At 36.5% G+C, this 15,212-nt stretch carries 18 protein-coding genes and 2 riboswitches; of the genes, 2 read left to right on the top strand and 16 right to left on the bottom strand.

Annotation, left to right across the window (positions count from 1 at the left end; all coding sequences use genetic code 11):
• Positions 1-11: 11 nt before the first annotated feature.
• The 6 genes from cysC to VF726_RS01525 all read right to left on the bottom strand — a co-directional run bounded on the left by cysC (position 12) and on the right by VF726_RS01525 (position 5,189).
• Positions 12-605, bottom strand: coding sequence for an adenylyl-sulfate kinase (cysC, locus tag VF726_RS01550; protein WP_048526898.1), 594 nt, complete (start codon positions 603-605; stop codon positions 12-14).
• Positions 606-617: 12 nt separating this feature from the next.
• Positions 618-1,754, bottom strand: coding sequence for a sulfate adenylyltransferase (gene sat / locus VF726_RS01545; protein WP_440165350.1), 1,137 nt, complete (start codon positions 1,752-1,754; stop codon positions 618-620).
• A 38-nt stretch (positions 1,755-1,792) separates the two neighbouring features.
• A complete protein-coding gene (locus tag VF726_RS01540; protein ID WP_440165348.1) occupies positions 1,793-2,497 on the bottom strand; it encodes a phosphoadenylyl-sulfate reductase in 705 nt (234 codons plus the stop codon).
• An 86-nt stretch (positions 2,498-2,583) separates the two neighbouring features.
• Positions 2,584-2,727 carry a YezD family protein gene (locus VF726_RS01535; protein ID WP_000116163.1) on the bottom strand — a complete coding sequence of 48 codons (144 nt, stop codon included), beginning with the start codon at positions 2,725-2,727 and terminating at the stop codon, positions 2,584-2,586.
• A 72-nt stretch (positions 2,728-2,799) separates the two neighbouring features.
• Positions 2,800-2,908, bottom strand: a riboswitch (SAM riboswitch).
• 117 nt (positions 2,909-3,025) lie between these two features.
• On the bottom strand, positions 3,026-4,342 hold the full coding sequence (lysA, locus tag VF726_RS01530; protein WP_440165345.1) for a diaminopimelate decarboxylase: 1,317 nt from the start codon (positions 4,340-4,342) through the stop codon (positions 3,026-3,028).
• 180 nt (positions 4,343-4,522) lie between these two features.
• Positions 4,523-4,704: riboswitch (Lysine riboswitch) on the bottom strand.
• A gap of 89 nt (positions 4,705-4,793) precedes the next feature.
• Positions 4,794-5,189 (bottom strand): DUF3888 domain-containing protein, encoded by a 396-nt coding sequence (locus VF726_RS01525; RefSeq protein ID WP_166705391.1) that lies wholly within the window; start codon positions 5,187-5,189, stop codon positions 4,794-4,796.
• 254 nt (positions 5,190-5,443) lie between these two features.
• Here VF726_RS01525 and VF726_RS01520 point away from each other — a divergent pair, with 254 nt between their 5' ends.
• Positions 5,444-7,330 (top strand): LTA synthase family protein, encoded by a 1,887-nt coding sequence (locus VF726_RS01520; RefSeq protein ID WP_440165343.1) that lies wholly within the window; start codon positions 5,444-5,446, stop codon positions 7,328-7,330.
• A gap of 181 nt (positions 7,331-7,511) precedes the next feature.
• Entirely contained in the window at positions 7,512-8,213 is a 702-nt protein-coding gene (gene pssA / locus VF726_RS01515; RefSeq protein WP_000285421.1) for a CDP-diacylglycerol--serine O-phosphatidyltransferase, read from the top strand.
• Positions 8,214-8,242: 29 nt separating this feature from the next.
• On the opposite strand, the gene VF726_RS01510 is transcribed toward pssA, so the two are convergent.
• The 10 genes from VF726_RS01510 to hisD form a co-directional block, all read right to left on the bottom strand.
• A complete protein-coding gene (locus VF726_RS01510; RefSeq protein WP_440165340.1) occupies positions 8,243-9,214 on the bottom strand; it encodes a 2-hydroxyacid dehydrogenase family protein in 972 nt (323 codons plus the stop codon).
• Between the two features lie 145 nt (positions 9,215-9,359).
• Positions 9,360-9,527: a YozQ family protein gene (locus tag VF726_RS01505; protein WP_001118881.1), complete on the bottom strand. Its 168-nt coding sequence runs from the start codon at positions 9,525-9,527 to the stop codon at positions 9,360-9,362.
• A gap of 69 nt (positions 9,528-9,596) precedes the next feature.
• A complete protein-coding gene (locus VF726_RS01500; RefSeq protein WP_400154694.1) occupies positions 9,597-10,616 on the bottom strand; it encodes a histidinol phosphate phosphatase domain-containing protein in 1,020 nt (339 codons plus the stop codon).
• Positions 10,617-10,628: 12 nt separating this feature from the next.
• On the bottom strand, positions 10,629-10,952 hold the full coding sequence (hisI, locus tag VF726_RS01495; RefSeq protein ID WP_400154693.1) for a phosphoribosyl-ATP pyrophosphatase: 324 nt from the start codon (positions 10,950-10,952) through the stop codon (positions 10,629-10,631).
• A gap of 10 nt (positions 10,953-10,962) precedes the next feature.
• Complete coding sequence (gene hisI, locus VF726_RS01490) at positions 10,963-11,268, bottom strand: phosphoribosyl-AMP cyclohydrolase (protein WP_400154692.1); 306 nt, start codon at positions 11,266-11,268, stop codon at positions 10,963-10,965.
• Complete coding sequence (gene hisF, locus VF726_RS01485; RefSeq protein ID WP_440165337.1) at positions 11,265-12,023, bottom strand: imidazole glycerol phosphate synthase subunit HisF; 759 nt, start codon at positions 12,021-12,023, stop codon at positions 11,265-11,267. The genes hisI (VF726_RS01490) and hisF overlap by 4 nt, the downstream gene beginning before the upstream one ends.
• On the bottom strand, positions 12,017-12,736 hold the full coding sequence (gene hisA / locus VF726_RS01480; RefSeq protein WP_440165335.1) for a 1-(5-phosphoribosyl)-5-[(5-phosphoribosylamino)methylideneamino]imidazole-4-carboxamide isomerase: 720 nt from the start codon (positions 12,734-12,736) through the stop codon (positions 12,017-12,019). Before hisA ends, hisF begins: the two co-directional genes overlap by 7 nt.
• Positions 12,709-13,338 carry an imidazole glycerol phosphate synthase subunit HisH gene (gene hisH / locus VF726_RS01475; protein ID WP_440165333.1) on the bottom strand — a complete coding sequence of 210 codons (630 nt, stop codon included), beginning with the start codon at positions 13,336-13,338 and terminating at the stop codon, positions 12,709-12,711. Before hisH ends, hisA begins: the two co-directional genes overlap by 28 nt.
• Entirely contained in the window at positions 13,339-13,923 is a 585-nt protein-coding gene (gene hisB / locus VF726_RS01470; RefSeq protein ID WP_440165331.1) for an imidazoleglycerol-phosphate dehydratase HisB, read from the bottom strand.
• Positions 13,923-15,212 carry a histidinol dehydrogenase gene (gene hisD / locus VF726_RS01465; RefSeq protein WP_400154687.1) on the bottom strand — a complete coding sequence of 430 codons (1,290 nt, stop codon included), beginning with the start codon at positions 15,210-15,212 and terminating at the stop codon, positions 13,923-13,925. The genes hisB and hisD overlap by 1 nt, the downstream gene beginning before the upstream one ends.

The raw sequence follows: 15,212 nt of genomic DNA, 5'->3' as shown, positions 1-15,212 counted from the left end.
TTTTAATCCCCCTATATAAAACTACGCTCTTGTAAGTACTTCACAATTTGTTCTGCACATTCTTCAATAGAATACTTGTGTGTTTCTACAATTAATTCCGCTTGCTCCGGTTCCTCATACGGTGAATCGATACCTGTAAACTCTTTAATATCACCTTTTCTTGCTTTTTTATAAAGCCCTTTCGGATCACGCTTTTCGCACTCTTCAATTGGACACTTTACAAACACTTCTATAAACTCATCTGCAGCTAATAAATCTCTAACTTGTTTTCTGTCTACTCGAAACGGTGAAATAAACGCCGTAAGAACAACAGTACCTTGATCTACAAATAGCTTCGCCACTTCGCCAATCCTTCTTATATTCTCCATACGATCACTTTCAGAAAAACCTAAGTCTTTATTTAAACCGTGGCGTATATTATCTCCATCTAGTACATAGTTTCCAATATTCTTTTCAAATAGTTTACGAGCCACCGCGTTCGCCACTGTAGATTTACCTGAAGCTGATAATCCAGTAAACCAAACTACGAAACTATGATGCCTATTTTTTATTCTTCTCTCATCTTTTGAAACAGATGCTGTATGCCAAGTAATATTTGTGTCCATCTCATTCTCTCCCTATTCTGTTACTACTTCTTTTTTCAAACCTTTAATTAGCACTTCCACTACTTCTTTACGACTAAATGTACTTGGCGGAACCTCACCATTTCTTAATAATTCTCTTACTTTCGTACCTGATAAAATGACATGATCTTCTTTTCCGTGCGGGCATGTTTTCGTCGAAGCCATCGCTTCACATTTCGCGCAGTAAAAACTATGTTCGAAAAATAGCGGTGTAATCCCCAACTCTTCCACTGTAAAGTTTGTAAAAATTTCTTGCGCTTCATACGTACCGTAATAATCTCCTACCCCTGCATGATCGCGCCCTACTATAAAGTGTGTACATCCAAAATTCTTTCTAACTAGCGCATGAAATATCGCTTCCCTCGGTCCTGCGTAACGCATTGCTGCCGGAAATACACTTAAAAAGACACGATCTTTCGGATAATAATTTTGAAGTAATACTTCATAACTTTCCATCCTTACATCAGCAGGAATATCGTCCGACTTCGTTTCCCCAACAAGCGGATTCAAAAAGAGGCCGTCTACAATTTCAAGAGCAGATTTTTGAATATATTCATGGGCACGATGTACCGGGTTCCTCGTTTGAAATCCGACTACTGTTTTCCAACCACGTTTTTTAAATTCTTCTCTCGTTTCAATTGGATCTAAATGATAAGAAGGAAACGGATTATTTTCAAAGCGTTTCGTAAGAATAATAGCTCCTCCAACGTAAACATTCGGTCGTTCGTATAATTTTTTCACTCCAGGATGAGCCTCATCCGTCGTTTTATACACTAGTAACGCTTCTTTTTCCTTGTCAGGCACAAAAATATCTTCTATTTGAATGACGCCATATACATTTCCAGCGTTAACAAGCTTTACTTCCTCTCCAACTTTCAGGCTCTTTGCTACTTCTTCTGTTACTGGTAATGTAATTGGTATACTCCAAACGCTCCCATTATCTAAACGAAGCGTTTCTACAACTGAATCATAATCTTTCTTTCCCAAAAAACCAGTAAGCGGGCTATATCCCCCTGTCGCTAATAGTTCTAAATCACTTAACGCAATGTTGTCTAGCCCAATTTCTTTTTCAATTTGTGATACGTCATATGTCTCATCTATAAGATTTACTAATTCGTTTACTGTACTCATTTTCTATATCCCCTCTTAGTTTTATTTCAAGATTCATCTTATTGATAATGTAGACCACATTCAGTTTTCACTTTCCCGGCCCATCTACCATCTCTCGAATCGCCATCCTCACCTACAGGTAACGTACACTTCTCACACCCAATACTTGGATATCCAATATCATGTAATGGGTTATACGGCAAGCTATGCTTGTATACATATCGCCATACCTCTTTCCACGTCCAATGAATGAGCGGACAAACTTTAATAGATTGAAAGCGATGATCTTGATTTATAAACTTTGTATGCTTACGTGTTTCTGATTGTTCCCTCCTTAAGCCCGATATCCACGCTTTTTCCGGTGCTAATGATTTTTCTAACGGTAAAATTTTTCTAATTTTACAACAGAGATTCGGATTACTTTCCCATAATTTCTCACCATGCAACTTCGCTTGTTCATCAAGTGTAAGTTCCGGCTGTTGTTCTATAATATTTAATGAAGGAAATCGTTCCCGCACTTTTTGGATTAATTCATACGTTTCTTGAAAATGAACATTTGTATCTAAAAATACAACTTTAGCAGATGGATTTACTTGGTTTATAAGGTGCAGCAGTACCATCCCTTCCACTCCGAAGCTACATGCGTATACAATTTCACTTTTATATTCTTTATAAGCCCAACTTAATACAGATAGCGCGCCTTTCGTTTCATCTTCTTCTGAAAATGAAATGTTATTTTCTTCCCACGTTTCATACGTCAACATGTTCTTTCCCCCTGTAAAAGCAAAAAGACGGTTTTAACCTAATGATATAGGTTAAAACCGCCTCTAGTTTTTCTAGTCAGCGCTTTTTACTTTAAACGTACTTTTTCACTTTTCTCTAATTGAATGACTTTCCCATCTTGCACAACAATTGTAATTGAACCATATTTCATATCAGCAAGCATCGCTTGAATCTTCTCAGATACTTCCTCAAAATGTTCCCGTACGCTCACGCGAACAGCCCCCCTTTTTATTCATAAAAAAAATCTTTCCCATTTCGAAAAGACTGTTCGGTAATATATTTTACCTTATCTTTCAAAATGGATTCCATTTTGCTGGATTTAGCACCTTGCTTTCTATAAGCAGGTTGCCGAGCTTCGTCGGGCCAGTTCCCTCCGCTTCTCTTGATAAGCTTTGTATTTGTATTTTATCACAATTCAGATTTTTTTCAATCCTAGTTTTCCGATATATTTTAATTATTTTATTTTACAAAAAAGGAATTGCCCATCTGAACAACTCCTTTTTCCTCATTTAAACTAATTCTTTAATACGTATGCGATCGTTCCCAATAATATTTTCATATGTTTCGCGCTCTACAACAATTTGTGATGTGCCACCTTTCGCGAAGACAACAGCTGGTCTACGAATCCTGTTATAATTATTCGCCATCGAGTACCCGTATGCCCCTGTACAAGAAATTGCTAATAAATCGGCAGTAGCAACTTTCGGTAAAGTGATATCCCAAATTAACATATCTCCACTCTCACAACATTTCCCTGCAATCGAAACAACTTCCTCGTTCTCATCGTTCCCTCGATTCGCTAACATCGCTTCATAACGAGCGTTATATAAAGCAGGTCTTAAATTATCAGTCATCCCACCATCCACTGATACATATTTCCGAATACCAGGAATGTCCTTCACAGATCCGACTGTATAAAGTGTCGTTCCAGCATCACCTACAATGCTACGGCCTGGTTCAACCCATATTTCTGGCAAGGGATAATTACATACTGTAAATTGTTCTCTCACTGCACTTGTTACCGCTCGCACATATGTCTCAAGAGTTAATGGCGTATCTGATTCTGTGTAGCGTATTCCGAATCCTCCGCCCACATTTAGCACTTTTACTACATAATTTGTTCGCTCTCTCACTTCTTCTAAAAATTGATGAAGAACTTCAATCGCTCGCACAAAACCGGCCGTTTCAAATATTTGTGATCCGATATGTGAATGAATTCCTAGCACGTTATAATTTGATTTTTGTAAAGCAAGCTCAATTGCCTGCATCGCTTGACCATTTGACACACCAAATCCAAATTTCGAATCATCTTGACCTGTTGTAATATATTCATGTGTGTGCGCCTCTACTCCAGGCGTTACACGAATTAATATGTTCACAAATTTCCCATGTTGCACTGCTAAATCATGCAAAATCTCTAATTCTAAGAAATTATCTACGACAAAACAACCAATATTCGCCTGAAGAGCCATCACAATTTCTTCATCTGTTTTATTATTGCCGTGAAAATGAATACGCGATGCCGGAAATCCTGCTTGAAGCGCAGTATATAATTCCCCTCCAGAAACAATATCTAATGACATATTCTCTTCACGAGCCACTCGGCACATCTCCATGCACAAGAACGCCTTGCTTGCATATGCTACTTGGTAAGAGAAACCACTTTCTTTAAAAGCACGATGAAACGCGCGGCACTTTCCTCGAATAGACTCTTCATCGTATACATAAAGTGGTGTTCCGTATTGTTTTGCTAGCTGCGTCGTATCGCACCCTCCAATTTCTAAGTGTCCTTGCCCATTGATTCGGCTTGTGCCGTGTAAATACATTTGAATTCCTCCCTTATTTCCTCTAAAACTCATAACCCCAATCTTCTATTCATTGCAGCACGCTTTTAGATAGACAAAAAACGCGCGGAACAATGTTCACACGCGTTTCTTATTAGGAAAAATATATATTGAAAAAATAAACGAGTTGTTATCTCCTCAAAATAAGAAACCGCATCAACATCTCCAAATAGCTCTCCATAAAATAAATCTTATGACAGTACTACATTTATTCAATGCAGTCCCAATATATGAATAAGATGGTTATTCTTATATTTCGGCAATAGTCCCTTTCAACCTATGATCACAGATTCCATTAAATCTCCCATAGCTTACTCTTTCCTATCGCGGCCTCTACCTTTGAGAGTAGATGAGGTAAGTCTATTTAATTTTCAAACATCTAATTGTTGCTATTAACAATACCAAAGGACCATTTTATTTGTCAAACAATTTTTTATATTGTTTTTTTACAGTTTAATTTTGTATCATTTGGTAAGCGCTTTACTATTATCTTTGTTACTTCCCATTCGCCCTCTTCGTTATTAAATGTAATCGTTACCTTCTCAAATGGTGGAACAATTTTCCCACCAACCTGTTCATACTTCGTCACTTCAATACTCGCTTGAAATAAATATGTACCGCTATACACTTTTTTTAAACTGATGATTTTCGGACATTGATAAGGTTTTAAGCTCCCATATTGTTTTTCAATTGCTTTATTTATTTTCGGAAATAAAACAGAATAAAGGGCATCTTCCATAAGAGGTGCATCATATTGAGCTACCGACACACTCGGTGAAGCAAAAAGTATAACACTACTGCATACTATAAAATATAATAATTTTCGCATTATAACCTCCGTATTGTTACACGATTCTTTCTGCGCACGATAATAATCATACATAGAAACTCCGTTATATTGTCTCCTACTGCCCTTTTTCTACTCAATTATTATAAAAAAGCCCACAACTCTCTTTTATTTTCGTATAATGATACTCATAGTATAATAAACATAATAATAAAGGACTGTTCGTATATATAAAATGAGGCGCTAATCAAACCGGCTCACAAGAACGGTCATGCTTTTTAGGAGAGGAGTATATTATGCTACAACGTCTGTTTCCAAAACTGCGATTTGCACTCGTTGCAGTCGTTTTATTATGGATAAAAACATATATTGTGTACAAGCTAGCATTTGATATTAAAATTGATAATTTCTTTGAAGAATTTATGCTTTTTATTAATCCACTAGCTGCGTTACTTTTATTTTTCGGTTTTGCTTTATTTGCATCTAAACACCGAAACCGCATTATAGTTGGAATTAGTTTTGTACTATCATTCATTTTATTTGGAAATGCAATGTTTTATGGGTTTTATAACGATTTCGTTACGTTCCCAGTGTTATTTCAAACAAATAATATGGCTGATTTAGGGACGAGTATAAAAGAACTCTTTACGTACAAAACATTACTGTTATTTGCAGATGCGATTATTTTAATGTTTCTTTCGCGTAAATTCCCGGCATTTTGCGACAAGACGCCGCTTTCTCGCTCTGAGAAGCGAACTTTCTTTAGCGGTGTAACAGCTCTATTAGCATTGCAAATTGTTGTTTCCGTTATTTATAAACCACAAATGTTCTCACGCTCATTTGACCGTCAAACCGTCGTGAAAAATTTAGGTTTATACACATATCATCTATTCGATATTACACTTCAATCAAAATCTTCAGCTGAACGTGTATTTGCAAGTGGTGACGGGTTCTCTGAAATTAAAAACTATACAGACTCAAAAGATAAGCAAGTTGATAAAAACTTATTTGGGGCTGCAAAAGGTAAAAATGTCATTTTGATTTCCATGGAATCTACACAAAGTTTTGTTATTAATAAAAAAATAAATGGAAAAGAAATCACTCCATTTTTAAACGAATTTATTAAAGATAGTTTTTATTTCGATAACTTCTATCATCAAACAGGACAAGGTAAAACTTCTGATGCTGAATTTATCGTTGAAAATTCACTTTATCCGTTAGACCGCGGTTCAGTATTCTTTACTCACGCAACAAATGAATATACAGCTACACCAGAACAATTAAAAAAATACGGATATTCTTCTGCTGTCTTCCATTCAAATGATAAAGCTTTTTGGAATCGTGATGTAATGTATCCTGCACTTGGATATGATCGTTACTTTAATTTAAATGATTACGTAGGCACAGAACAAATGTCTGTCGGTTGGGGATTAAAAGATAAAGAGTTCTTTGAACAATCGATTCCAAAGCTAAAATCTTTACCACAGCCGTTCTATACAAAATTCATTACTTTAACAAACCATTTTCCATTCCTTCTAAATCCAGAAGACCAATATGTTGATGAGTTTAATTCAGAAAGTGGTGTTGTAAACCGTTACTTCCCAACTGTTCGTTACACGGATGAAGCTCTTAAACGATTTATTAAACAATTAAAAGAAGAAGGACTATATGATAATTCCGTTATTGTCATTTACGGAGATCATTACGGTATTTCTGAAAACCATAACGCAGCTATGGCTCAGTTCCTTGGGAAAGACGCTATTACACCGTTTGATTCTATGCAATTACAACGCGTCCCTCTCATTATTCACGTGCCTGGTCAAGAAGGAAAAGTCATTTCTAAAGTATCTGGTCAAATTGATATTAAACCAACGCTACTTCATTTACTTGGTATTAAAACAAATCAATCGGTTGAATTTGGAACTGACTTATTTATTAAAGAAGAAGACCCACTTATGGTAATGCGTGATGGTAGCTTCGTTTCGGAAGATTATGTGTATACAAAAAACATGTGTTATAAACGAAATACAGGTGAAGAAGCAGACATTTCATTATGTCAACCGAATATTGAAAAAGCAAAAAATGAATTAAAACTCTCCGACAAACTCATTTATGGAGATTTATTACGTTTCGATCCTAACAATCGGTATAAAACTGGAACGATGACAACGAAATTTGAATAATACACGAAGCAACTTTATAAAAGTTGCTTCTTTTTTCACTTATTTTTCAAATCATTCTTCTATGAAATCTTTCACAAATTGGGAATTTTTTTCGTATGAGGAAGAAATTTATGGTATGATAAAATAAGTAAACTTTCATACACTAATTAAGAATTTATTACAGAAAGCAAGGGATCAGATTTTGTATAGAGCAGCTATTCCAAACTTATTTACGCTCGGAAATTTATATAGTGGATTCTTGTCAATCGGCTATGCATCTTTAGGATATTATAAATCAGCTGCTATTTTAGTACTTATCGGGATGATGTTAGATAGTCTTGATGGGCGTGTTGCTCGTTTATTACGCGTTGATTCACAAATGGGAAAAGAGCTTGACTCACTTGCAGATGTCGTGACATTTGGTGCCGCACCTGCTGTTCTTATGTATTACACATCTTTCTCCAATTATGGAATCATCGGACTATACATAGCGGGACTATTCCCTCTTTTCGGAGCATATCGTTTAGCACGATTTAATGTAACACCATCTTCTACTTCAATGAAATATTTCACTGGGGTACCGATTACAGCAGCGGGAGGGCTTGTTGCTTTCTTAACATTATTTTCACATACCATTCCCAAAATCGTTCTTATTACAGTATTTGTAACGTTCGCATTTTTAATGGTGAGCCGCATTCGTATCCCAAGTTTAAAAGATGTACCAATTCCACGATATAGCATCATTATTACACTATTTTTAGTTGGAATCATTATCACAATGTACCAAACAGGGTTCGGTAATTTTTCTGTTTTCTTATTCATTGCTATTCCACTATACATTTTGTATATGCTATCTCAATTTCTTAGACAAAGACCATCTAAAAGAGCAAATAAAGACAAATAAAAAACCTTCCGGTTCCGGAAGGTTTCTTTTTATTTTGTAACTAACACTTTTTGATTTACAGGTGTTACAGGCTCTTCACCGTTTAATACGGATAAAATATTTCTTACAGCCATTTCAGCCATCGCATCACGCGTTTCAAATGTTGCATTTCCTACGTGAGGAGCTAGTACTACATTCTTTAATTCTTTTAGCTCTTCCGTAATTTTCGGTTCAAATTCAAACACGTCAAGAGCCGCCCCTTCAATTTCATTCGTTTTTAATGCATGAGCAAGTGCAAATTCATGCATAATTGGTCCACGTGAAGCATTTATAATATACGCTGTTTTCTTCATCATTTTGAACTGTTCTTCATCAATCATATGATGTAATTTCGGATTATACGCACAGTTAATTGTAATAAAATCTGCTGTTTGTAATAATTCTTCCAATGTTACATATGTTGCTTCCAATTCACTTTCAGCTTCGGGCTTTCGATTTGGTCCTGTATATAAAATATTCATTCCAAATGCTTTCGCGCGCTTTGCAACTGCCTTTCCGATTTCTCCAAGACCAATAATTCCAATTGTTTTACCGTGTACTTCGCGGCCTAAGAAAAATAACGGTGCCCATCCATTAAATCCAGTTGTACGACATAACGTATCCCCTTCAGGAATTCTACGTGCAGCTGCTAAAAGAAGTGCAAATGTTAATTCTGCTGTCGCTTCCGTTGATACTTTCGGTGTATTCGTTACCGAAATCCCTTTTTCCCCAGCATACGTGTAATCAATATTATCGTAACCAGCACCATAGTTTGCAACGATTTTTAAACTAGGTGCCGCATCAATCACTTCTTTTGTCACCTTTGTAGAAAGTAAGCTTAACAATGCATCTTTATCTTTTACACGCTCTGTTAATTCATCTAAAGAAATTAACGCCTCTTTATCGTACATTTCTACATCATGATCCTTTAATAGTTCTAATCCGATTGCTGGAATTTTCCCTGCTACTAATATTTTTGCCACTACTAACACCTCTTCTACAGAAAATAAGATAGCTCTTATCTTTCATTGTAAGAAATCCACCTATAAAAACCAAGGAATTTGATTATAGTTTTGAAAATCGACACTTTTCCATGAAAAAAAGAGGAGATGCAAGTCTCCTCTCTTCTTATGCTTTCTCTTGTGATTCTTTTCCAAGCTTCACATCGATCGTTCCTTCTGCAACTGTATCACTAATTTGTTCCTCGATAACGGATTGAGAAGTAGCATTCGTTTCAGAAGTATACGCTTGTTGCTGTGCACCTTGTACATTTTGTTTATTTTGTTGTTTCGCCATTTCTTTACCCTCCTTTTTTATTCTTTCTTATTTTGAACAAAAAGGTGGGTTTTCATCAAAAAATCATGATCATTTTAAAATTGTAACTTCTTCTTCTAACAATCGCATCGTTCTTACTCGTTTCGTAAATGTAGCTACATGCGAAATATCATGATTGCGTAACGTCTTTATATTCTCTTTCACATATTTCCCCAAATGATTCGGATAATGAGCATCTGAGGAGAGTGTAATCGGGACCCCGTGCTTAGCTAATACTTGTAAATATAGTGGACTCGGGCACATCTCGCGCACAGGGTATCGATAGTACAATCCCGCATTTATTTCCGTTGCCGTATCAGTTTCTACTAACGCACGCGCAATTTCCTTATAATAAGAAAGTTGTTCATTCTCATCTAGTCGGTAATTAAATACTTTTATGTTATCAAGATGAGCTATTATATCAAATAACTCAGAACGAACTGCACACTCCACCGTTTTGAAAAACGTATCATATAAAGCATATAAGTCATGTTCCTTAAAATATTCTTTCGTATCTGGATTATCAAATCCCCATCCATTTAAAAAATGAACAGAACCAATTACATAATCAAAATCTCCTAATGCGAGTAAAGATTGTAATTGTTGTTCACCACCAATAAAATAATCCGCTTCAATTCCAAGTTTAAGCGTAACACCTCTTTTACTCCACCGTTCTTTTGCCTCTTCAATTGCCTTTGTAAAATCATGTAGTGACGCTACCCTTACTTGGTCTAACCATTCCTTCTGTAAGCGACCAAGCCTAGAATCACTAATATCGACATATCTTTCATAGTATTCTTTCGCTTCATAAAAACGGTATAAATGATCGACAATCCCAACTTCTTTTATACCTTTTCGTAAAGCTTCTTCTAAATATAAATCAATCCATTTCGCTGTAAATGGCCCTTCTTTCACACGTCTTTGCAGGCGTTCTTGTGTTTTCACAAGCCATTTCATAGAATGTTTTTCTTCTTTAAGCGGTTCATAATGTTGCAGTGCTTCATTTATTTTAGCTAGCCATCCTATTGAATACGGCCCTTCTTCTAAATGAATGTGATAATCCACTTTCATACATATTCCCCCTTATAATGTATCTATTTCTCTTCTGTCCCCTACTCTCGAAAGCTTTCCATTTCTTTCTGTTACTTCCTCCATAATATCTTCTAACGATATATTTTTTTCGGCTAATAAAACGAAGCAGTGATACAGTACATCAACCATTTCTCTCACTAACTCTTCTTTATCATTATTTTTAGATGCGATAATTACTTCCGTACATTCCTCACCAATTTTCTTTAAAATTTTATCTTCTCCTTTTGAAAACAAGTAATTTGTATATGATTCAGGAAGTGGATTTCTCTTTCGTTCTTCAATTGTTTCAAATAGTAATGTAAAGGCGTTTTTCATATGTATCCCCCTATATAATTTTGTAGTGAAAACATGTCTTCTCTCCCGTATGACAAGCAGGTCCCACTTGCTTTACGACGACCACAATTGAATCTTGATCACAATCTAAATAAAGAGATTGCACAGATTGGACATTTCCTGATGTTTCTCCTTTATTCCATAACGACCTTCTTGAACGAGAATAAAACCATGTTCTTTTCGTTTCTAACGTTTTTTCATATGCTTCTTCATTCATATAAGCTAGCATTAAAACTTCTTTTGTCCCTTCTTCAATTACAACTGCTGGTAATAATCCTTTTGAAAAGTTAGGTTTCATAGCCGCACCTCAACGTTAGCTTCTCTTAACTTTCTCTTTACACTCTGTACAGTTTCCTCACCATAATGAAAGATGGATGCCGCTAATGCTGCATCAACTGTTGTCTTTTGAAAGACTTCTATAATGTGATTAGCATGACCACATCCGCCTGACGCAATGACTGGAACAGAAACACTTTTTGAAATTTCTTCTGTTAAACGAAGGTCATATCCATTTTTCGTTCCATCTGCATCCATACTCGTTAACAAAATTTCACCTGCGCCTAGCTCGGTAACACGCTTCGCCCATTCTATCGCATCTATTCCTGTATCAACTCTGCCTCCGTTCACGTATACATTCCACCTATCTTCCGCTACTTTTCTAGCATCAATTGCTGTGACAATACATTGTGAGCCAAAATGTTCTGCCCCTTCTTTGATTAGCTTTGGATTTCGCACTGCCGCTGAGTTAATTGAAACTTTATCTGCTCCAGCTCTTAGTAAATTGTACATATCTTTAACACTTGAAATCCCTCCCCCAACTGTAAGGGGAATAAATACTTTCGAAGCTGTTTTCTCTACAACATCTATAATCGTTTTTCGTCCCTCATGCGTTGCCGTAATATCTAAAAATACTATTTCATCTGCTCCCGCCTCGTTATATAAAGCGGCTATTTCAACAGGATCACCGACGTCTTGTAACCCTATAAAATTTACACCTTTTACGACTCGCCCTTCTTTCACATCTAGACAAGGAATAATTCGTTTCGCTAACATAACTTTGTTACCTCTAATACTTCTTCTAAATCAATCGTTTTCTCGTAAAGAGCCTTACCAATTATGACACCGTATATATTCATATCATTTAACTTTTTCACATCTTGCATAGTTGCCACTCCTCCAGAAGCAATAAGACGAATAGAAACGCTTTTTTGTAGTAACTCCAATTGCTCTATATTCGGCCCTGCAAGCGTCCCGTCTTTCGAAATGTCTGTAAACACAATCGTTTGAACCCCTACATTCTCCATTTGCTTCGCTAAATCAATGTAAGAAATTTCAGACACATCAAGCCAACCTCTCGTTGCTACGAAACCATTTTTCGCATCAATGCCTACAATGATTTTTTCTTTATATAGAAGAACTGCTTCTTCTAAAAATTTCTTATCATAAAGAGCGGCTGTTCCTAAAATCACTTTGTCTACCCCTGCTGACAATAGCTTCTCTACCGCTATAAGTGATCGAATTCCTCCTCCAACTTGTACTGGAATTCGTACCACCTTACAAATTCTTTCAATGACGGACAAGTTTAACGACTTACCAGCAACTGCACCATCTAAATCAACAATATGCAGTGTTTTCGCTCCCGATTTTTCGAATATAATCGCTTGCGCAACCGGATCTTCATTCATTACTGTTTCTTTACTAAACTCTCCTTGATAAAGTCTAACGCATCGCCCTTCTTTTAAATCGATAGCTGGGAAGATTTCCATATTTCTACCACTCCTTTGAAATTTTTCAACATTTGCATGCCAATGTCACCACTTTTTTCAGGATGAAACTGTGCGCCATATATACTTCCTTTTGCTACAAAACCAGGTACGTTCACTCCATATTCACTTATTCCATACACAATTTCATTTGGACAATCTGCGTAATAAGAATGGACATAATATACGAAAGAACCGTCCTCTACTCCATTCCAAAGTGCTGTTTCTCCCTCTTTCTTTAACTCATTCCATCCCATATGTGGAATTTTATAAGGAACCTTTAACTTTCTAATAACACCTGGCAATAAACTTAATCCGTTACAGTCTTGTAGTTCCTCACTTTTTTCAAATAAAAGCTGCATTCCTAAGCAAATGCCTAGAAGTGGTTTTCCTGAACTTCCGACTTCTTTTAACACACTCACTAAATCTTTTTCTTCCAATACATTCATCGCTTTTGGAAATGCACCTACTCCTGGTAAAATCACTCCATCACTTCTAAAAATCTCTTCTTTCTCACTCGTTACGATGTAATCTGCTCCAATATACTTTAAGGCTTGTTCTACACTACGAATATTTCCCATTCCATAATCTACAATGGCAATCAATTACAACATCCCTTTCGTTGAATTTACACCAGTAATGTTGGCATTTCTTTCGACTGCTTCCCTAAGCGCTCTACCAAACGCTTTAAATAATGCTTCAATTTTGTGATGTGTATTACTTCCGTATAGAATGCGAGCATGTAATGTAATATTGGCAGCATGAGCAACTGCTCTAAAAAACTCTTCCGTTAATTCTGTATCGAAATCGCCTAATTTGGGATTTGTTAATTCTCCCTGAAACACAATATAAGAGCGTCCGCTTATATCAATTGCGACAAAACCTAAAGATTCATCCATTGGTACATAAGCGGAGCCATAACGGTTAATCCCCTCTTTATTTTGCAATGCTTCTTTCAAACAATTTCCGAGTACAATTCCAACATCTTCAACTGTATGATGCGCGTCAACAAATACATCCCCTTCTGCTTCAACTTGTAAACCAAATCTTCCATGTCTTGCAAACAAAGTTAGCATATGATCAAAGAAACCTACTCCCGTTTGCACAGACACATTCGTACTTTCATCGAGCTGCAAACTTAGTTTAATTTTTGTTTCTGTTGTCTCACGTACTTGACTGGACTCACGCATTATTCTTCCTCCTCAAATCTAATTTGGATTGCTCTCGCATGCGCATGTAACCCTTCTTTATTGGCAAGTTCTACAATATGATGTTGTACATCTCTTAACGCTTCCTCCGTATAAGACAGGAAGCTTGATTTTTTCACGAAATCATCAACTGATAACGGCGAGAAAAACCTTGCCGTTCCACTTGTCGGTAACACGTGATTCGGCCCTGCTAAATAATCACCGAGTGGTTCTGGTGCATATGGTCCAAGAAAGATTGATCCTGCATGTTTCACATAAGCTAGTGCATTCATCGGTTCTTTTATATGTAACTCTAAATGTTCCGGGGCGATTTCATTTGATAATTGTAGTGCCTCATCTAAAGAAGGAACAATAAAAACGGCTCCATTTCTATTTATCGATTCACGTGCAATTTCGCTTCTTGGTAATGTCCCTAACTGTCTTTCAATCTCTCTTTCTACTCCTTTTGCTAGCTCTATATTCGTTGTAATACAAATAGCTGTTGCTCTTTCGTCATGCTCTGCCTGTGACAATAAATCAGCAGCAATATATTTCGCATTTCCTGTTTCATCAGCGATAACTACAATTTCTGACGGTCCGGCAATCATATCAATATTCACTACTCCATATACTTCTCGTTTCGCCAGAGCAACGTACAAATTTCCCGGGCCAACTATTTTATCCACTTTCGGAATCGATTCCGTCCCGTATGCTAATGCAGCAATTGCTTGCGCGCCACCTATCGTATAAATTTCATCTACTCCTGCAAAGCTTGCAGCAACCAAAATATGTGGATCAATTCCTCCTTCTCTCGGCGGTGTTACCATTACAATCTTTTTCACACCAGCGAGTTTTGCTGGCAATACATTCATTAATACTGACGAAGGATATGAAGCAGTTCCGCCTGGCACGTATACTCCTACATTCTCTAACGGCCGAATGATTTGTCCTCTAATGATGCCTTCATTCTCGCAATCGAATATAGATTGCCTTTTTTGCTTTTCATGATACGAAATAATATTTTTCTTCGCCTCTTGTAACGCTGCTAAAAATGAATTCTCGACAAACATACTCGCTTGTTTTATGTCTTCTTCACTTACGCGAAATTCTTTAACCTTTACACCATCAAACTTTTTTGTATAAAAAGATAGGGCCTCATCCCTACTCTCCCTTACATTTCGAACGATTTCACTTACACTTCTTTGAACAGTTTCTTCTATTATATTAGCGTTTTCTCTTAGCAATTTTATTTTCGATAACGCCTCTTTGAAATCTTCATAAACGATTTCCAT

The sequence above is a fragment of the Bacillus sp. Brlt_9 genome (genome assembly GCF_051948935.1).
GTDB lineage: Bacteria > Bacillota > Bacilli > Bacillales > Bacillaceae_G > Bacillus_A.
This window is presented reverse-complemented; position numbering and strand designations above follow the sequence as displayed.